Source organism: Parvibaculum lavamentivorans DS-1 (assembly GCF_000017565.1).
Taxonomy (GTDB): Bacteria; Pseudomonadota; Alphaproteobacteria; order Parvibaculales; family Parvibaculaceae; genus Parvibaculum; species Parvibaculum lavamentivorans.
On sequence record NC_009719.1, the window covers coordinates 2,187,631 to 2,208,117 of the forward strand.

Below are 20,487 nucleotides of genomic sequence, written 5' to 3' on the forward strand. Positions count from 1 at the left end.
GTATAAGGCAGCTCAGAAGAAGCGAGCGATACGGATCTGCACATAATCGTCGTCGGCGATGTGGTAGACGGGGTCACGCGTGGGTACGTTACCGAAAACATAAGCCTCGATGGAGAGCCGGTAGTCTTCCGCGAGCCGCCGTTCGCCGCGCAGGCGAAACCCCAGCGCGCCGGTCTCCGTATCGACTGCAATGCCGCCAAGCATGCTCGTCGACGCCGTATCGTTGGCACTCCAGCGCAGCGCGAGAAATGCGTCATTCTGGTAGGGGTTGCGCTGGTTCATGCCCCGGCTGTCATAGCTGTATTCCACCACCGTGCCGAGGTCGCCATCGCTGCCGAAGGCACCATAAAATGTATATTCGATGCCGCCTGTTGCGGCGGCATAGTTGTCGCCAAGCTCACGCCGCCCGAACCCTTCGAACTTGTAAAGCCATGCGCCGATGGTCGCCTGCAGATCCAGCGATGCCTGCTTCATCTGGGGATAGAAGGGCGCCAGAACGAGATTACCGGCGCCATCGAATGCCGGCTGCAGAATTGGATCGCGAGCCGTTCCCTGGAAATAGCCGAGGCCAATGTCGAATGGGCCCAATGTGTTGCTGTAGCGGCCGGCGAAGTCGGTATGCCATTCTTCGGCGCTGCTCTCGTAGGTCGTCAGGTTCGTATCGACGGGAATGTCCGTTGCCGGTCTGCCATCCGCTCCGGGAAAGGTGCGCTCCCGGAAGTAGGGAAGAAGGAAAACATCGAAGGTTCCGAACTCCTGAGCCGTCCGTAGCCGTAGCATGGGCTGCCCGAGCTTCACTTCCTGTTTGACCGGGTCCTCGAGCAGATCGGTCTGGTTCACCACATCAACAAGGTGAACGGCTTCGGTGACGCCCCAAAAGACCTTGTCGAAACCGACGCGGAGCTCCCATTTACCCGAATAGAGGGCATAGCGCGCTTCGCGAATGTCCCAATGGGTTCGGCGGTTATCATGCTGATCGAGGCGCGCGAAGGGCGTGAAGACGAAGGACTGATCGGCATTGTCCCAGAAATATTTTGCGGTCGCTTCGGCCGCTATCGCCAGTGTCGTGTCTTTTTGTCTCGGGCTGGATGCTGTTTGCGTAAAGATGCGCGCTTCGGGCTCAATCATGCCGCGCAGCTCGAACTCACCCGCATTGACGGCGCCCGGCAGAGCGAGGGCCGCTGCAACGAATAAGTACGGGATTCTTCGCCCTGATTCTGAACCTGCGCCCGCCACCGACCCAACCTCGTAACGCAACCGAAGCAACTATCTTACGCAAACAGCCTTAACCGTCCGCGAACGCCCTCGGCGATTAGCGGGCTCTTTCGAGGCTTGCCGTGGAGAAATCATTTCCCGTTAACCCTGTCTTGAACTCGTAGCTTTCCCAGACGAGTTTTGTTTTCTTGCCGGTTTCATGGTTCGCCATTTCGAGCGTTTGCGGACGCCAGATACCGTTGAGATAGCTCTTGTATTCGCCAAACTCGAGCGTCTTGAGCAGGCTTTCCTTTCTGTCGTAATAGTCCGTCTTGCGCAGAAGGTAGTCGGTGGTATCGATCCATACGATCTGGCGCGTGTAGCCGGAACCTTCATAGGCGGGCACCCGCTCGACGACATGGCAGGTGAGGGCGCCGCAGGCTTCATCGCGAAGCCATTTGTAAGTGAACTTTCCAACCTCCTGGGCCGCGAGGTCTTCGAAGGCGAATTCGCTGCCGACAAAGGGGCCTGCCTTATTGGCGGAGGAAATACGCTTCACGCGCTTCACGGCAGGAAGGTATAGCCATTGATCGTCCGGCGCATTCACATGCGCATGGGTCAGCAATGCCGTCCCCTCGATGTCGCGCGGCTTGTCGAAAATCATCAGGCTCAAGTCGCCTTCATTGGCCGTCGTCACCTCCAGCATCATCAGGCGAAGTTCACGCTCGCTCGTGTCTCCCGCCGAGTTGGTCAGGATCATTTTCAGCTTCGCGCGCGCGTCGCCCCAGCCACGGTCCCGGCCATCCATTTCCTCGACGACGGCGAGGCCGCGCGCCGCAGGGTCGCTTTCCGGCGGCAAGGCGGTTTCGGCCATGACAGGCGAGCCGTGCATCAGTACCAGCGCGGCAACGACAAACATGAGTTTTTGTGCAAGTTTCGATGATCCGGCCACGTTTTCCCCCGTCCGTTCCGATTCATGGCGATGATGCCTGCCCGGGTCGGAGGTTCCAAGGGAAAATCTTGCTTTCAATCCGCCGTCTGTATTAGGGCGCGGCGCTTTTCCCTTATCGCGGCTATGACCGGGCCGAGCCTTTCCTCGTGGAAGCGGTCGCAGCCAATGCAGAGATTGGCATAAGGCTTCCCTTGCGGCGTTGTGGTGTGAGCGGCCGCATGGAAAGCCTCGCTGCTCCATCCCAGACTCTCGCCCATGCGCCATGGCTCTCCTGCATTGAGTGCCTCGAACACAGGATGCCCCTTCAGGCTGTCGAGGATGTCGACCAGGCGTTCTTCAGTCAGGTTGCCTATCGGGAGTTTCGTTTTCAGGCAGCAGGGAAAGACATCGCCGTTCGGCTCGATCGAAACCTCCGCGCCCGCCCAGCCATGATTGAGGAAATTTTTTCCACCGGACCAGCGCGCACAGAAATTGGTTTTCATGTCGGCGCTCGAGAGACCGTCCTCCCAGGCACGGCCGCGTGGCCAGAGTTCAGCGATCCACTTTCCGGGCTGTGCGCCAAAGAAAACATAAAACGGGCCGTCCTCTGTGAGATGGTCGCGCCCGCTGGCGGGATCGGGCACCGCGTTGAAGCCGGCCGCTTCAAGCATGCTTGTCAGTTTTTCCACGAATATAATCCGCTTATCGCCTTCCATGCCGACGTGGTAATCGTCGAGGCTCGCGATGGCGATCATCCAGATTCCGCGCTCCCGCAGTTCATCCAGCATCCGCGGGGTCACGATATCTCCGGTCGTCTGCATGCTGAGCCGGACGCCCCGGGAGCCATATTTTTCTCGCGCGGCTTCGAGGGCGGGATAGAAGAGCGTCTCGCGAACAGGATCGAGCAACAGCTCGCCGCCCGCCATGATCAGGCGGCCGACCCGCTCCGACGGCGTACCGTCCGGATTTGGATGTGCCGGGTCGAGATAGGTCATTCTGTCGGGAAGGTTCGCGATGATACGTTTGAAGTTGGCGGTGCCTTCGCCGACGACAGCTTTCAATTCATCGCGGACATAGGGCCGGAAGCGCGTGTCGTAGCAATGCCTGCACTTGCGATGGCACGCATAGGTAAGGACGTAATAGAGGGATTCCATGCAGCCGGCTCCGTTCCGTTAAGTGGAGCATAGCGGTTCGGGAGGTGCCTTGCTGCATCACAACTGCGCGATTCCGGCCTAGAAAGGCCGGTCGCCGTTTACGGTCACTCGTTCCATATGACGGCGATGGCCGTGATAATCGTTCAGTGCGAAGTGCTGCGCGGCGCGGTTGTCCCAGAAGGCGAGGGCGTTCGCTGTCCAGCGGAAGCGGCACGTGAGAGGCTCCTGCGTGCAGTGCTCGAACAGGAAATTCAGAAGCGGCCGGCTCTCGCGCCTCGTCCAGCCGACGAATTTTTCGGTAAAGGCGGGGTTCACATAAAGCGCCTTGCGGCCGGTTTCCGGATGCGTGCGCACCACAGGGTGCTCATAGGAGGGTGTGTCGTCACCGGCAGTTGCGACATCCATGGATTTTCGTGCCTGGGCGGAAGCGCCCCGCTCGCTGTATTCGCCCTTTGCCGTATGTACGGCCTTCAGACCGTCGAGCGTCGCCTTCATGCCGTCCGACAGTGTTTCATAAGCGAGATACTGGTTCGCCCATAGCGTGTCGCCGCCATAGGGAGGGACTTCCTTCGCATAAAGGATCGAGCCGAGAGCCGGCTCTTCGAGAAACGACATGTCGGAATGCCAGCCGCCGCCGAAATTCAAGCGATCCTCCGGCTCCTTCACGATCTGCATGATTTCCGGGTGCCCCTCCATTCCCTTCACGTAAGGATGGATGTTCAGCGTGCCGAAGCGCCGGCCGAAAGCCTTGTGCTGTTCATGACTGAGTTGCTGGTCGCGAAAGAAAATCACGACATGGTCGAGAAATGCCTGATGGATATCGTCGAAAGTCTCGTTGGAGAGGTCCTTGGACAGGTCCACGCCTTCGATTTCAGCGCCGAGAGCGCCGGAAATCGGCTTCACCTGGATTGTCATGTGGCGTTCCTTCCTTCGGTCAGGCGGTTGCCTTTTGAAAGGCCGGGCGTTCGCTCAGGCGTGCGAAATAGGCGCTGACCTTCGGATGGTCTGGCGTGAGCAGCCCGAAGAGCTTGCAGAGCAGAAGGTCATATCCAAGCATGATGTCGGCGGCCGAAAACTCCGCGCCGCAAACATAAGGCTTGTCCGACAGTTCCTTTTCCAGCACGTCGAGCATCTTCTTTGCGTTCTGCTGGCCTTCGAGAGCTATCTGCGGAATGCGGTCTGCTTCCGGACGGATGAAGGCGTGCTGGGCGATGTTGCCGAGCGGACCCATGAAGGTTGCCTCGGCGAAATGAAACCAGTGCAGGAATTGGGCGTGTTCGGGCGTGCCGTGTTTCGGTTCGAGCCGGCCATTGCCGTGTTTTGCGAGAAGATATTGGGTAATCGCGCCTGATTCATTGAGGATCAGCCCGTCCTCGTCCACGGCAGGAACTTTTCCGAGAGGGTGGATCGCGAGATAGGCCTCCGATTGAAGATCGGCGGGCGCAAAATTGAGTGTCTTCAGTTCATATGGGATGCCCAGCTCCTCACACAGCCAGACGATGCGAACGGAGCGCGTGTTCTTTGCGTGGTAAATCTTGAGCATAATCTCTCCCTGCGGCGCCTCTTCGGGGCCTTTTCATCTTCAGTTCGCGCAGTCTAGCGGATCGGAAGGCGGCGCGGAAAGAGGCGGTCAAGCGTTACCGCAAACGCGGGCAGGAAGATGATTGCCGCCACCATGTTCGCGAGGAACATGAAGGACAGCAGAATTCCCATATCCGCCTGCAGTTTCAGTCCGGAAAAGGCCCAGGTCGAAACGCCGATAGCGAGTGTGAGGCCGGTAAAGATCACGGCGACACCGATCTGTTGCAAGGCAAGACCATAGGCAACAGCCATCGATTTGCCTTCATCAAGGAAGACCTGCAACCGGCTGTAGATGTAGAAGGCATAATCCACGCCGATGCCCGTCGCGAGCACCAGCACCGGCAGCGTTGAAACCTTGAGACCGATATTGAGCGCCGTCATCACCCAGTAACCGAGAAATGTCGCCATCAGGAGCGGCATGCAGCAACAGATAATGGCGCGCCAATCCCGATATGCGAGATAGACGAGAAGCACGATCACCGCATAGACCCAAGCGAGCATCGGCAGCTCGTTCGCCTCGATCACATCATTGGTGGCGGCCATCACGCCGACCCCGCCCATGGCGAGGCGAAAGTTCACGTCGTCGCGGGCGATGGCTTCGGGGTCGGTCGACCTGAAATGCTTGATGGCTGCAATCAGTGTTTCGATCGTTTCCGCCTTGTGATCGTCGAGATATATGATGACGGGCAGGATCGTGCAGGCTTCGTTCAGCAGTCCGCTGGAAGGTTCATAAAGCGATGTCGTCTGGATCAGTTCGGTTTCGGTTCGGGGCAACGCGATCCAACGCAGATTGCCTTCGCGCCAAATAGCAGAAGTTTCCCGTGCGGCGGTTGGCAGAGACTGAACGGAATTCACTCCGGACACGTTTCTCATTGCCCATGAAAATCTGTCGATCAGACGCATTGTCTCGTAATGGATGCAGGCATCCGGGGGTGTTTCCACGACGACGATCAGAGCGTCGGCCGAGATGGAAAAGCGCTCGACGATTTCCGCGATATCGCGATTGTAGCGCGATGATGGCCAGAGTTCCGAAAAGCCGGCGGTCAGATCGCCGGTATGCCGGTTGCGCGTTTCATGGACGGCGGCACCGAGCAGTACCACGAAGACGACAAGCGCAATGGCGGCGGGGACAGGGCGCGCAACCGCACCGACCTTCGCCATGGCTTCCTCCCGCGTGTGGCGCAGTCTCGCGAATGTCGCGGCGTAGTCTTCGCGCACCGGTATGTAAGAGGCGACAAGAGGCAACATGACGAGATTGGTCACGATCTTCAGCGCCACACCGAGTGCGGCCATCACTGCGAGGTCCTGAATGACTTCGATGGGAATGAGATAAAGCGTCCCGAAGCCCACGAGATCGGTAATGAGAGCGAGAGAACCGGGGATGAGCAGACGACGGAAGGTTGCCCTTGCCGCTTCATCCGCGGTTTTCCCTTCGCTCAGTTCCGTTCCGATCAGGTTGATCTGTTGTACGCCATGACTCACACCGATCGCATAGACGAGAAATGGCACCAGCACGGCGAGAGGATCGAGATTCCGGTCCATGAGATGCAGAAGACCGAACTGCCAGACGACCGAGACGAGCGAACAGAAAACAGCGAGAAACGTAAGTTGGGGCGACCGCGAATAGATGAAGACGGCAAGCGTGGTCAGCACGAAGGCGAGGACAAAGAAGAGGAAGACGTCACCGGCGCCATCCGCAATATCGCCGATGAATTTTGCGAAGCCGACTATCTGAATCTCGATATCGGTGTCTTCGTATTGTTTCCGGATTTTCGTTTCCAGGGCATCGGCTAGAACGAGATAGTCAAGCCTTTCACCCGTGAGGGGGTCGACTTCTTGCAGTTCGGCCATGACGAGGGCGGCGCGGTGATCGTTGGAAACGAGAAATCCCTTGTGCTTGCCGTTCAGCGCCCGGTCCCGGATGATCTCGACATCGGCCTCGGTGATTGTTTGAATGGTGACGCCGTGCGGGACGACCGGATAAGCGTTGATGCCTTCCTCGGTATTCTCCGTCACACGGGTGGTGGTCGCCCAGAGAGAGCGCACAGTGGTCCGCCGCACGCCGGGGAGAAAAGCTACCTCTTCGGCCACGTCATGGAGCCGCTTCATGAAAGCGGCTGTCCAGATCGTTCCTTCCCGCGCCTTTACCGAGACCAGGACGAGATTGGCGCCCGGCACCTGGTTTTCATATTCAAGAAAGGTCTGAACGTATTCATGCGTCGTGGGCACCTGCTTCAGGAAGCCGGCCTCCATGCGCAATTGCACGGCGTAATAGCCCATTGCCAAGGTAAACAGCGCTAGCGCCACGAGAATGGGCGCTCTCGCCTTGAAGACGACGAACTCTACCGCGTTCACGAAATTCCCCCCCGTACCGCTTCCCCGGAGCGAATACCCCCTCATTCCTGGGTCCACCGAAAGCTTTTCTCAAATAGGTGGCGGCTCTCCGGCTTTTGATCCAAGATTAGTAAAAGAGACTTATCATTTGGGGGGATGATCCATGCGTTTGTCAAAGTGTATCTGGGCATCGGCTGCTGTGTCGGTGTCGCTTCTCGGGAGCGCCGTTGCCGGCGTTCCCTCGCAGCAGGCCGCGCGTCTCGGCAATGATCTGACGCCCATGGGTGCGGAAAAGGCGGGAAATGCGGATGGGTCCATTCCTGCATGGAGCGGCGGGCTCTCGACCTCGCCTGCCAATGCGCCAAGAAGCGCTAATGGCCACTATCCAGATCCGTTCGCAGACGATCCGATACTGTTCACGATCACCAAAGACAATATCTCCGAGCATGCGGCGATGCTCACGCCGGGCCAGGCCGCGATGCTCGCCGCCTACCCGGACTACAAGCTCAATGTCTATCAATCCCGCCGGACATGCGCATTCCCGGATGAAGTCTATTCCGCCATTCGGAAGAATGCCGAAGAGGGGTCGCTGGGCGGCGATGGCGACAGCCTATCCAACGTGCTGCACGGTACGCCGTTCCCAATTCCATTCAACGCCTATGAAATCGTCTGGAATCACAATCTCCGTTACCGCGGCTACAAGGTCTCCCGTGCTTTCGTGTCGGCGGCGCCAACGCGCAGCGGCTCGTATACGTCGGTCAAGGTGCAGGACGACCTGATTTTCGATTATTCTTCGCCTTACATCTCCAGCTTTGACCAGCTCAAAAATACCTCGTTCCGATATATTCAGGAGACGCTTGCGCCGGCGCGCCGCGCCGGTCAGCTGCTTCTGGTGCACGAAGTTGTCGATCCGGCCCGAAATGAGCGCCGTTCATGGCAATACACGAGCAGCGGCGGGCTCGCCTCGCCGCGCGTACAGCGGACAAGCGCGGCAGCCTATGACACGCCGCAGATTTATTCGGATGCCTTGTCGACCGCAGACAGTTTCGACGTCTTCAGCGGTCCTCTCGACCGCTTCAATTGGATGGTGACGGGCGTGGAAGAGCGTTATGTCGCCTATAATTCCTACAAGCTGAGCTCGCCGGAATACAAATATGACGACATCGTCCACTCAGGGCACATCAATCAGGATCTCGTGCGTTACGAAAAACATCGGGTGTGGGCTGTCGAAGCTTCGCTGAAGCCCACACAGCGCCACGTCTACAGCCGGCGCACCGCCTATTTCGATGAAGATGGATATAACATGGTGGCGGGCGAGCTTTACGACGCTCGTGGCGGCCTCTGGCGCGTGCAGGAAGCGCACATCATTCAGTATCATGACGTGCCGACATGTTTTAACTCGTCGGATGTGGTCTACGATCTTACCGAAGGCCGCTACGTGATTCAGAATCTCAAGAATGAGGAGGCCGGCATCAACTTCGATGCAGCCCATCTTCAGGACGGAAACTTTGTCTCCGATGAGTTGCGGCGGCGCCTCAACCGGCGCTGAGGCCCAATTCAGCGTGCTTAGTTGCGCGCGTCCTTGAGACTTAGTCCAGCGCGCCTACAAGCGAGGCGCGCTGGGACATCTCGATCCAGTTGCCGTCGGGGTCGCGGACGAAAGAGATGCGCGCCACCTTGCCGAGCGTTTGCGGCGCGCGGCCTTCCTTGCCGCCGTGGGCGAGAATGGCGGCATGTTCCTCGTCCACGTTTCTTATCTGGATGGTGATATAGCGAAAGCCGGGGCCTTCGAAGATCGCATCGCCACTTGCATCCGGCGTCTCGTCGAACAGGATCACGCTGTCACCGCATATAAAGCTGTCGCCGCCCCGCTCCGGCACGTCGGGCAGGCCGAGGGCGACCGCATAGAAGCGGCGATGCGCGGCGGCATCGCGGACGCCGAGACGAATGCCGATCCGCTCGATACCGTGGGTGCCGGACGGCACCAGCGTCACGAGATTGCCGTCAGGGTCGGTCAGCCGTTTGGGCCCGAGCAACCCTTCGCGCGCGATCAGCAATTCCCGGTAGCCGGAAGGCGATGCGTCGGGCAGCGCGTTGCGCGCGTGGTTGATTTTCAGCACCGATCCCAGAAGGTCATGGCGATGCTGCTGCAGGCCGCCGCCAAGCGGCAGAGGATGGTCGAAGGGCAGGCCGATTTCGTTCTGCCAGAAGTCGAGCATCGGTTCGAGATTGGTGGTGAAGAGGCCGACATCGATGCGCGGTTTCGCGAGGTCCATGCCGGCCTCTCCTTTGTTCAGGGTGCTTCGTTCGAAAAGACGATGGTGCCCGATGCCGCGAACATGCCGCCGACGCCATGCGCGATGGAGATCTTCGCGCCCGGCACCTGTGCCGGTGCAATGCCCCGCATCTGGCGCACGCTCTCCTGAAGCGCATACATGCCGTACATGCCTGAATGCATGTAGGAGAGACCGCCGCCATTTGTGTTGAGCGGCAGTTTGCCGCCCGGCCTCGTATTGCCTTCGCGGATGAAGGCCGCACCTTCGCCCCGCTCGCAGAAGCCCAGGTCTTCGAGCCCGTAGATGGGGAGATGAGCGAAGGCATCGTAGATCATCAGATGATCGACATCGCTGTGTTTGATGCCCGCTTCCTCGAATGCCTTCTTGCCGGAGACGCGAAAGGCTTTCGATGTCGTGAAGTCTTCCATCTGGCTGATCATCGGTGTTTCGCAGCTTTCACCCGTGCCGAGAATGTAGACGGGCTTTTGCGGAAAATCCTTTGCGCGTTCCGCGCTTGTCAGGATCAGCGCGCCGCCGCCATCCGTTACCAGGCAGCACATCAGCAGCCGGAACGGCCAGGCGATCATCTTCGAGTTCAGCACATCCTCGACGGTGATCGGGTCGCGGAAGGAGGCACGCGGGTTCATCGCCGCCCATTCGCGCTGCACCACGGCAACGTGAGCCACGTCTTCTTCCGTCACGCCATATTGCTTCATGTAGCGAAGCGCGGGGATGGTGAACATGGTTGGCGGATTGGTGATGCCGTAGGGCACTTCGAACTGGCCCTGCTGGCTGGCCGGGTCGCGGCCGAACTTGCGCGCGCCGACGCGTGAGCGGCCGCTCTCCGCATGGGTGATGAGCACCGTGTTGCACAGGCCCTCGTTGATCGCGGCCGCCGCATGGCGGACATGCAACATGAAGGAACAGCCACCGACGCTTGTGCCGTCCACCCATGTCGGCGTGATGCCGAGGTAATGGGCGATTTCGACCGGGCTGTCGCCTGCCGTCGCCACACCATCGATGTCCTTTGCCGTCAGTCCAGCATCCCGCATCGCGTTCAATGCCGCGTCCGCATGCAGCATCAATTGCGACATATCCGGAATCTTGCCCATCTCTGTCGTTTCGGCGGCACCGACGACGGCCACTGATTTCTGTTTCATCGTTTCACCCTTTCGCCGGCTTGAACTTCGGCAGGCTGATTTCCTCGTTGGCCTGCTCGAAGGTGACTTCGAGCGCCATGTCGAGTTGCAGCGCTTCCGGCGTCTGCGGGCAGTCCACGATGTTGGTCATCATGCGCGGGCCCTCGGCGAGTTCGACCACCGCAATCGAATGCGGTTCTTCACCGAAATCGGGCCTCGGGCGATGGTTGATGACGTAGCTGTAAAGTGTCGCCTTGCCGCTCGCCTTGTAGACTTCCACATCGCGCGAGCCGCAGGCGGGGCAGAAGGGGCGGGGAGGAAAGTAGCTTTCCTTGCACGATTTGCAGCGCTGCAGTTTCAGTTCGCCTTGCCTGCAGCCTTCCCAGAAATGCCGGGTTTCGGGCGTGGGCAAGGGCAGCGGGCGATTATATTCCGCCATCGGGGTCTCCCTGTTTATCATTGCCTTTATATCGTTGGCGGGGAGGATAGCCGGGCGGCGGGCTTTGGCAAGCTGGCGGAATTCTGCGGTTCTGCAGCGTTGATTTCGAGCCTCCGCGTGCTTATGTTTCAAAATGAAACGTCAAGCGCGAGAAGATTATGAACCTGCGTCTTTTCATTCTGGTGAGCCTCGTGACGGCGGGTTTTTCAGCTCCGGCCTCCGCCGGCGAGTTGCGCTCGGTCGATCCCTGGGCGCCGGATGAACTCGCGGGCGCCGAGCCACATGCGGACAATATAAGCTGGATCGATCCCTGGGCGGGCGATGAGACACCGGAAGATGCCGACGATCTGACCGGCTCCGTCGATACGGCGGGCTTCACGGGCGGCGTCGGCGCGACGAGGACCTTGGTCTTCGTGTCCAACGGCTTCTACTTCAATCCGTCGCTCCCCGCCGGTCAGGCTGCAATGACGGGCGACCGCGCGCGGCCCGTGCATCCTCTCGGCCACCCGCGCTTCTGAGCCTCATTCGAAGCCGTGAAATGTCGCGAAGCTGGCCACCGGCTCGCGTTCGGCGACAAGTGTATTCACCGGTGAGGTCTCGTCGGCATAGCCGAGCGACATGCCGCAGATGATGTATTCGTCGTCCGGCACGCTCAAAACACGCCGCGTTACCGTCCAGAAATTGTTCCATGCACCTTGCGAGCAGGTGTCCAGGCCGCGAGACTTCGCCGCCAGCATGATCGACTGCATGAAAATCCCGATGTCGAGGAAGCTCATCGCATCGAGGTCCTTGTCGATCGTAAAGATGAGCCCGACAGGCGCGTCGAAGAACTGATAGTTGCGGCCCCATTGGCGCCAGTTCGCCGCCTCGTCGCCTTTCGGAATGCCGATCAGGCCGTACATTGCCTTGCCCAGTGTTCGCATGCGGGTGGTGTAGGGCTCCTTGCGCTTCGACGTGCGCGGAAATTCAGCGACGGCATCGGCGGGCTTCGTGTCGCGATGCGCGAGCACCTCGGCCTCCAGCTGTCTGCGGACGTCGCCCGCTACGACATGTACTTTCCATGGCTGGATATTCGTGCCTGATGGCGAGTGCCGCGCAAGCTCGAGAATTTCGTTCACCAAAGAGAGCGGTACGGGATCGGCTTTGAACGCGCGAACGGATTTCCGCGCCTTGAGCGCTTCGTCGAGGTCCATGGGAAGGTCTCCGGCAAGATGATTTCTTTGCCGGGAGTGGTAGCACATGGGCTTGCCGGTTGCGACGGGGCTGATATATTGACATTATAAATGTCATAATAATCCGGCCGCAGAAAAGCCCTTATGCCCGAACAGCCGATCATCGTGCACGGCCTCAGCCTTTCCTATTTCACGGGCAAGATGGAAGCCTATCTGCGCGCGAAGGGTATTCCCTATCGTTTCGCGGAAATGGACATGGCGTCTTTCCGCCGCGCGGCGCGGGCGACTGGCATCGCCCAGATGCCGCAACTTGAAATGCCTGACGGCACATGGCTCACCGATACGACGCGGATTATCCGGCATTTCGAAAGCACGGGGGCCGCGCCCGCCTTGTCGCCGCGCGATCCCGCTACCCATTTCATCAGTCTTTTGCTTGAGGACTATGGTGACGAGTGGTTGTGGCGGCCGGCGCTCTATTACCGTTGGCATTTTCCCGACGACATGAGGCTGATGAGTGCCGCCATTGCCTGCACGATGATGCGCGACCTGAAACTGCCGTTCTGGCTCAGGCGGAGACTGATCCTGCAGCGCCAGCGCCGCGTCTATCTCTCGCAGGATGGCGTGACCAAGGAAACCGCGCCGCAGATCGAAGCGCTTTATCTCGAAACACTCGATGCGCTTGAAGCTGTCTTCGCGCGGCGTCCCTTTCTCATAGGAGAGCGTCCGGTGGAAGCGGATTTCGGCTTCTTCGGCTCCATGTTCCGCCACTTCGCCAGCGATCCGACGCCCGCCGCCATCATGCGCGCCCGCGCCCCGCATGTGCTTGCCTGGGTGGCACGGATGTGGTCGCTGGCGCCGGCGGATTTCGCGGGCGCGCCTTTGCCCGATGCCGTTCCCGCCGATCTGGCGCCGATCCTCAGAGAAGCATGCGCCGCCTACCTTCCTTATCTGGCGGCGAACGATGAAGCGTTGAGGCGCGGCGCCCGTCATGTCTCCTATGCGGTCGAAGGGGTGGGTTGGCAATTGCCCGTCAATCCCTACCGCGCTCATTGCCTGGCGGCTCTGCGCGATGCATATGCCGCACTCGACACCGAAGCCCGTTCGCGGGTCGATGCGGCGTTGGGCGGACCACAGGAAATTCTGAGCGCGCCGGCCATACATACCGCGCCGATGCCGGCGGCGCCGGCAAAACCGGTCGACCGGCAATGGCGGACCGCAAGAGGATAAGAGGCATGGGGATGAACATCTTTAAAAGCTCGAAGCTGGCGGCGGTCATGCTGCCTTTCATCGCTCTCTCCGCGCAGGCGCAGGAAGCGCGGCCCAACATCGTGCTGATCCTTGCGGACGATGTGGGCTTCAGCGATTTCGGCGTTTACGGCAGCGAGATCGAGACGCCGAATATCGATGCACTGGCGGCGAGGGGTACGCTGTTCTCGAACTTCCACGCCTCACCCATCTGCGCGCCCTCGCGCGCCATGCTGATGACGGGTGTCGACAGCCATCTCGCCGGTATCGGCAATCTGCCGGAATCGGCGCCGCTAGAACATCGCGGCCAGCCCGGCTATCTCGGCCGCCTGGCCGATGATGTGGTGACGGTGGCGAGCCGGCTTAGCGCGGCCGGTTACCGCACTATGATGACCGGCAAGTGGCATCTCGGCCATGGCGAAGGGGCGCATCCCGCAGCACGCGGCTTTGATCGCTCCTTCGCGCTCGAAGCGTCAGGCGCCGACAACTGGGAAAAGAAATCCTATCTGCCGATCTATGACGACGCGCCTTGGTACGAGGACGGCAAACCTACCGATCTGCCGGAAGATTTTTACTCCTCCGAGTTTCTCATCGACAAGATGATCGAATATCTGGAGGAGGACAAAGACGAAGGGCGTCCGTTCTTCTCCTATGTGGCCTTTCAGGCGATCCACATTCCGCTGCAGGCACCGCGCGAATTCGTCGAAAAGTATGAAGGTGTCTATGATGAAGGCTGGGACGCGCTGCGTGAAGCGCGCTTCCGTGCCGTCGTCGAGCGCGGGCTGCTGCCGGGCGGCATGGGACTCGGACCAATGCCCGAGGGACTTCGCGACTGGAGTGCGCGGAGTGAGGACGAAAAACGAATGCTCGCAAAGAGCATGTCCGTGAATGCGGCGATGCTCGAGGCGATGGATTTTCATGTCGGGCGGCTGGTCGAATATCTGAAGGAGACCGGCCAGTACGAAAACACGATCTTCATTGTGCTTTCCGACAATGGACCCGAGCCTGGCGATCCGTTGGCAACGCCCGGCTTTCGGCAATGGCTGTGGTGGACCGGCTACAACCGCGACATCGAAACGCTGGGCGAGAAGGGCTCATATGTCTTCATAGGACCGGAGTTTGCCAGCGCGGCGGCTTCGCCCGGCGCCTTCTTCAAGATGCAGGCGGGCGAGGGCGGCTTGCGGGTGCCGTTGATCTTCGCAGGCGACGGCATCTCCCCTGCACGGATGACGGATGCCTTCAGCTACATCACGGATATCGCGCCAACCATTCTCGAACTTGCGGGTATAGGGGCGTCCCGGGATTTCGAGGGCACTACGGTGCAGGCAATGACCGGCAAATCGCTGGCGCCGTTGTTGCGCGGTGAGGCTGCACGCGTCTATGGCGAAGAAGATGTCGTCGGTATCGAGGCGGCAGGTAATGCCGCGATTTTCCGAGGCAGTTACAAACTGGTGCGCAACGCGCGGCCCTACGGCGATATGCAGTGGTATCTCTACAATCTCGCGAGCGATCCGGGTGAGACGAATGATATATCGCAGGACGAGCCCGAACTTTTCGCCGAGATGATGGCGGAGTACGAGGCATACGCGGCGCGTGTCGGCGTGCGCGAAGTGCCGGAGGGATACGACCAGACGGCGCAGCTCACCACCAACCGCATCCACGATCAGGTCCGGGAGAACTGGCCGGGCCTCGCTGTCCTCGCGCTATTGGTGCTTGGCGGGCTTGTCTGGTCCGGTATCCGCTTCGGCCCAAACCTCTGGCGAAAGCTCCGCGTCTAGGGGCATCAGACCTTCATGAGCTCGCGCAAGACCTCAGTCTGCGTGCTGACACCGAGCTTGTCCTTTATGTGCGCAAAATGCGTGCGCACCGTGTTGATGCTGCTGCCGCGTGTTATTGCGATGTCGGCCAATCTCTCGCCGCGTGCAAAAGCCACCGCGATTTCGGCTTCGGCTCGTGTGAGGTTAAAGGCGAGTTCGTAGTCTTCCGGCGCGGCCGTGCGGCCAGCCTCCGGCATCGCCCATTCGAGGCGCGGATTCGCCGTCAGCATTTCGTCCACGAAGCTGTTTGCGTGCAGCAAGGCCCACTGCTTTATCTGTTTTATGCGGCGGCGTACATGCGCACTGTCATGGCCAAGCGCGCCCGCATAGACAGAGCGGCGCGGGTCGTCATCAGACATGGTACTGGTCCTGCGAGCGTTCGGCCCGGGTTGCGGCCTCAAACCTGCCATCGATGAAGACCGCGATCTCCGTTAATGCACGACGGGATTCAGGAAGCAGTGCTCCAAGGCGCTGCCAGCCATGCGGCATTGGGGGATAGAGGCGGAATTCCGTTTCCGTCCCTCCGCGATGCAACGCTTCGTCAATGCGCACGGCGTCATCAAGAAGTATGTCGGAAGAGCTTACCTGGATGAGCGCGGGCGGCAGGCCGGAAAGATCGGCGAAGACAGGCGAGGCCAGGGGGTCGGCGGGCGTGTGCCCTTGCAGATAGAGCTCGCGGCATATCATCATCATTTCAATATTGTTGGAGAGCGACGCCTTGCGCGCATTCGTCAGCAGCGAGCGGCCGGAGAGAGTGAGATCGGCCCACGGCGCGAGAAGCGTCATGGCGGCAGGCATGGGTAAGCCCTTGTCGCGCAGTTTTATCAACGCGCCAAGTACGATGCCGCCGCCGGCGCTATCACCCAGGATCTGCATCTGCCCGGGCGAGATGCCTTCCGCCAGCAGCCACTCATAGGCCGTCACCAGGTTGTTGAGTGCTGCGGGGAAAGGGCGCTCAGGCGCCAGGCTGTAGTTGACGGCCAGTGCCGATGCATGGGCCTGCTGGCAGATGCGTGCCGCGAGTGCATGGTGCAGCCGCGAGCGGCCGAAGATGAAAGACCCGCTATGCGCAAAGAGGATGATCCGCCCGGCTTCGGATTGCGGCATCGTAATCCAGTCGGCAGCCACAGGTGCGCAGGCTGCCTGCTCAACCTGCATGCCGCGGGGTGCGAATGTCATGAGGCTTTCGGCGCGGTGTACGACCGGTCGCGCGGTGGCGATGTCGAAGCTGGCAGCTCCATCCCTCATACGGGGCGTAAGTGGGCTGCCGACAATACCGAAGGCCGCGTTGAACATGCGACCGCGCCAGCTCGGTTTCGCTACGGGCGGTAAGGACCGAACTGCTGCTTCCGTAAATTCGAGTGTCCGAGCTGTCATGAGCGCATATCCCTGCTGCGGGGTGGCGAATGGCAAGCAACAGTCTCTTCCCAGTATGCCGTTAAAACCTGCGGCGCATCACCAATTTTGATGATTTCCGGATCCGCCCTCTCCCTATCGTGAAGCATCGCACGGCGCAGGGCTGGGGCGTATGGGCGTGGGAGGGGTATCATGAGAGGTGGTGTTTTCGCAGGCCGTGGCGCGGTCAGGCTCGGGTTTTGGCTGCTTCCGGCGGTGTCGGCGCTCTTGCTTCCCGGCTGCGCCGCCTTCGGCCCGGACAGCGACCCGAACCTCACGCCGCCGAGCCTGCGAATGCAGACGGCGGCTGACGGTCCGGAATCCATCCTCGATGAACTACCCCCTGGCCCTGCCGGCGATCTCGCACCCTCCACCTACGGTCCCGAGGAGCTTGTTGCCGAGATAGAACGGGAACAGGACCGGTGCGCGCAAGGCGGTGAAGCGCGGGACGATCATCGGCAGCGCTATCGCCGCTACAGGCAGCAGTTGCAGGATGGCGCCAATGCCGAAGCAAAGGCACTTCAGGATGCGGGACGGGATCCCTATACGGACCCGCGTATCCGCTATATGCATGAGGCGCTGATCCGCCTGCCGGAGAATCCGGATTGCGACCAGAACAAGAAGAAAATGAGGATCGGCTATCAGCCCGAGTTTGATGCGACGCTCGAAGCCGGTATCGCGGGTACGCGGCTTTCTCTCCCCTCCTACCGTTTTCTCGGCACGGAGATGGGCGGCGTCCCCAATCTCAATACCGGCTACAATTTCGAAGGTAACGAGCAGACGAAGTCTCTTCATCTGGGCGGTAGCATAGGCCTTGGGCGATATGGGCTTGGTGACGGCTTTGGCGGCAAGCTGAAGCTCAATGTCGGACTTACCTATACCGATGTCGAGATCGACCGGAACACCGGCGCTTTTGATCCCAATGGCGCAACTCTCCTTATTCCCGGCACTGGCGACGGTCCGTCCGGCGCCGGTTTCTCGCTCGCGGATGCGGGCGGTCTCAATCTCGTAGCAAATTCGGACTACCGGCTCGATTACGATCACACCTCCATCCGCCTGAAGTTGTCAGATGAGTTCTGGTGCGATGGCGAGGATGACGAGGACGGTCCTCCCTTCGGTCTCCTGCCCTATATCGGTCTCAACTACACGAGAGGCAATATCGACCAGCGCTTCGCGGGCTCGATTCCGGGCTATGGGCGCGACTTCGAGTACAATACCGACGTAAAGGTCGAATCCTGGGGGCCTGTTTTTGGCGCGCAGTTCCTCGCGCCCGTGAAGCGTTCGCCGGTTCTCTTGCGCGCGGGCGTCACCGGCTCGATAGAGTTCAACGATGCAAAAGGTTCGGACAGTCTCGACTTTACCGGCTTCGCGCGGCAGACAATGCAGATGTCGAACGACGATACGACCTTCAGCTATACGCTGAATGCCGGAGTTACGGTCGGTGCGAAAAGCCCGATCCAGTTCGACATAGATGGTTTCTACGGTGCCATCGGCAATACGCCGGTAGTGACGCGAGACGGCGTAGGCCCATCACGGCTCGATCTTGAGCGCAGCGATTATGCCGGCGCAATGCTCCGAACGCGATTCAGTTTCTAGAGTCCCAGCACGGCCTTCGCCATGATGTTGCGCTGAATTTCGTTGGTGCCCGCATAGATGGAGCCGGCGCGGTCGTTGAGATATTTCGCCGTCACCGGCCATGAATAATCGGGGCCGACCGGTGTTTCGTTCGGCGTGATGGAGGGTGCGCCCGGCACGGGGCCTCCCGGCGCCGTCGCATGCGGCTGGAAGGGCAGGGCGTAATAGGCCACGGCTTCGAGCGCCAGTTCCGTCACGCGCTGGCTGATTTCGGTGCCACGCGTTTTCAACAGCGAGGATTCCGCGCCCGGTGCCTCGCCATGGCTCAACGCCGACATGATGCGGTGTTCGGTATATTCGAGGCTGGAAATTTCCACCGACGCTTCAGCGAGTTTGGTTGCGAAATCCGGGTCGTCGATCAGCCGTCCGCCACCATTGCCGCTTTCCTCGCCCGCCATCCGGGCAATGCGGCTGAGCCGCGTGTGCAGGCCCGGCGCATAGGCATGGCCGCCGCGCTCGAACTGCATCAGATATTTCGCCACCGTCCAGCCATCACCCACCTTGCCGACGACGTTCATCTTCGGCACGCGCACATCCGTGAAGAAGATCTGGTTCTGGATGTGCTCGCCCGACAGCATCACCAGCGGTTCGACCTTCACGCCAGGCATGTCCATGTCTATCAGGATGAAGGTGATGCCGCGCTGGGGGATATCCTCCTTCGACGTGCGGACGAGATTGAAAATCCGGTTTGCGTAATTCGCATGCGTCGTCCAGATTTTCTGGCCGTTGTATATGAAGTCGTCGCCATCGGAGACGGCGCTCATCTGCAGGCTGGCGAGGTCGGAGCCCGAGCCCGGCTCCGAATAACCCTGACACCAGAAATCCTCTCCGTTGAGGATACGCGGCAGGTAATAGGCTTTTTGCTCGGGTGTGCCGTAGCCGATGAGCACCGGTCCGCACATGCCGAGGCCCATCGGCGAAAGCGAGGGCGCGCCGGCGGCGGAAAGTTCGCTCGAAAAAATGTAGTGCTGGATTACAGACCAGTCACACCCGCCATATTCAACAGGCCATGACGGCGCGACCCAGCCCTTTTCGTAAAGCGCCTTGTGCCAGGTCATGGTCGTTTCATAATCGGCATAGACACTTGTCATCCGCTTGCCCGTGGCACGCAGCTCCGGTGTCAGCTTCTCGTCCAGAAAGTTTCGCACCTCGTCGCGAAAGGCGGCATCGGCCACGCTGTAGCCAAGCTCCATGATCTTCTCCCGGTCTCTCATTCGATTTAAGCCAATGTCTTTGCGAGAGAGTAGGCGTTGCGGCGAGCGGCACTGTCAAATTGCCGTTATTTCTCCTGCTTTTCGCTAGGTCATCCTTCGTCTTTAAATGGCATATTAGGGCCTCAGGACGAGAGGGACGGCATATGGGCGAGGATAAGAGCGAGCTGGAACTGCACCAGTTTTCGCATTCGCACTACAATGAAAAGGTACGCTGGGCGCTCGATTACAAAGGCCTGCCGCACTGGCGTCTGAATTATCTGCCGGGTCCGCACGCTGTCGCGATCCGAAAAATGACAGGCGCCACGGAAACGCCGGTCCTGAAAGTTGGCGGCCTGGTCGTTACCGGCTCAGCCGCCATCATCGATGCGCTTGAAGCGAGTTATCCGGCGTCACCGCTTTATCCTGCCGGCCCGCAAGGCAAGGATGCTGTGCTGGCCGTTCAATCCTTTTTCGATACCGAAGTCGGCCCGCAAGTTCGTCGGGCTTTCTTTTCGGAGCTGGTGCATGAGCCGGCCTATCTCTGCGCGATCTTTGCTTCCGGCAAATCGCTGCCCTCGCGCATATTCTACCGCGCTACGCTCGGTGTCGCGCGCGGTCTGATCAGGCGGCAGATGGGTCTCGACCGGCCGGGTGCGACGGAGGAAGCATTCCACGCCACGCAGTCGGCCCTGGACAGGGTGGCGGCACAAACAGCGTCCACCGGCTACATGGTGGGCGACAGCTTCACCGTCGCCGATCTTGCGGCTGCGGCGCTTCTCGCGCCTGCCTGTGCACCTTCCCACCCCGATATGGAATTGCCGGTGCCGCGCCCGCCGCGGGTCGAGGCCTGGCTGTCGCGCTGGGCGGCTCATCCCGGCGCCTCTTGGGTGCGGGACATGTACGACCGTCACAGGCCGAAGCGAGTGCTGGCGCTCAGACACCCCGCCGAGTAAGCCCGCAGGGCTCGCCGGGCTGGAAAGCC

Annotated in this window: 19 protein-coding genes; 6 read left to right on the plus strand and 13 right to left on the minus strand. The window is 60.2% G+C overall.

Features of this window, described 5'->3' with window-relative positions:
* Positions 1-12: 12 nt before the first annotated feature.
* The 6 genes from PLAV_RS10135 to PLAV_RS10160 form a co-directional block, all read right to left on the minus strand.
* Positions 13-1,128 (minus strand): hypothetical protein, encoded by a 1,116-nt coding sequence (locus PLAV_RS10135; protein ID WP_049767760.1) that lies wholly within the window; start codon positions 1,126-1,128, stop codon positions 13-15.
* Positions 1,129-1,312: 184 nt separating this feature from the next.
* Positions 1,313-2,146: an outer membrane lipoprotein-sorting protein gene (locus PLAV_RS10140; RefSeq protein WP_012110919.1), complete on the minus strand. Its 834-nt coding sequence runs from the start codon at positions 2,144-2,146 to the stop codon at positions 1,313-1,315.
* A gap of 74 nt (positions 2,147-2,220) precedes the next feature.
* The gene (locus PLAV_RS10145; RefSeq protein ID WP_012110920.1) at positions 2,221-3,279 is read right to left on the minus strand and encodes a radical SAM/SPASM domain-containing protein; all 1,059 of its coding nucleotides are present in this window, start codon (positions 3,277-3,279) and stop codon (positions 2,221-2,223) included.
* Between the two features lie 78 nt (positions 3,280-3,357).
* Positions 3,358-4,194 (minus strand): TauD/TfdA dioxygenase family protein, encoded by an 837-nt coding sequence (locus PLAV_RS10150; RefSeq protein ID WP_012110922.1) that lies wholly within the window; start codon positions 4,192-4,194, stop codon positions 3,358-3,360.
* Positions 4,195-4,213: 19 nt separating this feature from the next.
* A complete protein-coding gene (locus PLAV_RS10155; protein WP_012110923.1) occupies positions 4,214-4,822 on the minus strand; it encodes a glutathione S-transferase family protein in 609 nt (202 codons plus the stop codon).
* Positions 4,823-4,875: 53 nt separating this feature from the next.
* Entirely contained in the window at positions 4,876-7,215 is a 2,340-nt protein-coding gene (locus tag PLAV_RS10160) for an efflux RND transporter permease subunit (protein ID WP_041535943.1), read from the minus strand.
* A gap of 142 nt (positions 7,216-7,357) precedes the next feature.
* On the opposite strand from PLAV_RS10160, the gene PLAV_RS10165 reads away from it, so the two are divergent.
* The gene (locus PLAV_RS10165) at positions 7,358-8,743 is read left to right on the plus strand and encodes a DUF1329 domain-containing protein (RefSeq protein WP_012110925.1); all 1,386 of its coding nucleotides are present in this window, start codon (positions 7,358-7,360) and stop codon (positions 8,741-8,743) included.
* Between the two features lie 40 nt (positions 8,744-8,783).
* On the opposite strand, the gene PLAV_RS10170 is transcribed toward PLAV_RS10165, so the two are convergent.
* From PLAV_RS10170 to PLAV_RS10180, 3 genes are read right to left on the minus strand one after another with little or no spacing between them, the layout of a single operon-like run.
* Positions 8,784-9,470: a VOC family protein gene (locus PLAV_RS10170; RefSeq protein ID WP_012110926.1), complete on the minus strand. Its 687-nt coding sequence runs from the start codon at positions 9,468-9,470 to the stop codon at positions 8,784-8,786.
* A 17-nt stretch (positions 9,471-9,487) separates the two neighbouring features.
* On the minus strand, positions 9,488-10,630 hold the full coding sequence (locus PLAV_RS10175) for a thiolase C-terminal domain-containing protein (RefSeq protein ID WP_012110927.1): 1,143 nt from the start codon (positions 10,628-10,630) through the stop codon (positions 9,488-9,490).
* A gap of 4 nt (positions 10,631-10,634) precedes the next feature.
* Positions 10,635-11,048 carry a Zn-ribbon domain-containing OB-fold protein gene (locus PLAV_RS10180; protein WP_012110928.1) on the minus strand — a complete coding sequence of 138 codons (414 nt, stop codon included), beginning with the start codon at positions 11,046-11,048 and terminating at the stop codon, positions 10,635-10,637.
* A 158-nt stretch (positions 11,049-11,206) separates the two neighbouring features.
* Here PLAV_RS10180 and PLAV_RS10185 point away from each other — a divergent pair, with 158 nt between their 5' ends.
* On the plus strand, positions 11,207-11,566 hold the full coding sequence (locus tag PLAV_RS10185) for a hypothetical protein (protein WP_012110929.1): 360 nt from the start codon (positions 11,207-11,209) through the stop codon (positions 11,564-11,566).
* A 3-nt stretch (positions 11,567-11,569) separates the two neighbouring features.
* On the opposite strand, the gene PLAV_RS10190 is transcribed toward PLAV_RS10185, so the two are convergent.
* Complete coding sequence (locus tag PLAV_RS10190) at positions 11,570-12,241, minus strand: nitroreductase (RefSeq protein WP_012110930.1); 672 nt, start codon at positions 12,239-12,241, stop codon at positions 11,570-11,572.
* Positions 12,242-12,364: 123 nt separating this feature from the next.
* On the opposite strand from PLAV_RS10190, the gene PLAV_RS10195 reads away from it, so the two are divergent.
* A complete protein-coding gene (locus PLAV_RS10195; protein WP_012110931.1) occupies positions 12,365-13,447 on the plus strand; it encodes a glutathione S-transferase family protein in 1,083 nt (360 codons plus the stop codon).
* A gap of 11 nt (positions 13,448-13,458) precedes the next feature.
* On the plus strand, positions 13,459-15,243 hold the full coding sequence (locus tag PLAV_RS10200; RefSeq protein WP_202943978.1) for an arylsulfatase: 1,785 nt from the start codon (positions 13,459-13,461) through the stop codon (positions 15,241-15,243).
* 5 nt (positions 15,244-15,248) lie between these two features.
* Here the strand turns inward: PLAV_RS10200 and PLAV_RS10205 are convergent, their stop codons facing one another.
* Both PLAV_RS10205 and PLAV_RS10210 read right to left on the minus strand, forming a co-directional pair.
* Positions 15,249-15,641, minus strand: a complete 393-nt coding sequence (locus tag PLAV_RS10205; protein WP_012110933.1) for a helix-turn-helix transcriptional regulator — start codon at positions 15,639-15,641, stop codon at positions 15,249-15,251.
* Positions 15,634-16,659 carry an alpha/beta hydrolase gene (locus PLAV_RS10210; RefSeq protein ID WP_012110934.1) on the minus strand — a complete coding sequence of 342 codons (1,026 nt, stop codon included), beginning with the start codon at positions 16,657-16,659 and terminating at the stop codon, positions 15,634-15,636. Before PLAV_RS10210 ends, PLAV_RS10205 begins: the two co-directional genes overlap by 8 nt.
* Positions 16,660-16,830: 171 nt before the next feature.
* Between PLAV_RS10210 and PLAV_RS10215 the strand changes: the two genes are divergently transcribed.
* Positions 16,831-18,273, plus strand: a complete 1,443-nt coding sequence (locus PLAV_RS10215; protein ID WP_012110935.1) for a hypothetical protein — start codon at positions 16,831-16,833, stop codon at positions 18,271-18,273.
* Here PLAV_RS10215 and PLAV_RS10220 read toward each other — a convergent pair.
* Entirely contained in the window at positions 18,270-19,505 is a 1,236-nt protein-coding gene (locus PLAV_RS10220; protein ID WP_012110936.1) for an acyl-CoA dehydrogenase family protein, read from the minus strand. The two genes, PLAV_RS10215 and PLAV_RS10220, sit on opposite strands and share 4 nt — an antisense overlap.
* Before the next feature lie 164 nt (positions 19,506-19,669).
* Between PLAV_RS10220 and PLAV_RS10225 the strand changes: the two genes are divergently transcribed.
* Positions 19,670-20,458, plus strand: a complete 789-nt coding sequence (locus tag PLAV_RS10225) for a glutathione S-transferase family protein (RefSeq protein ID WP_012110937.1) — start codon at positions 19,670-19,672, stop codon at positions 20,456-20,458.
* Positions 20,459-20,487 lie beyond the last annotated feature (29 nt).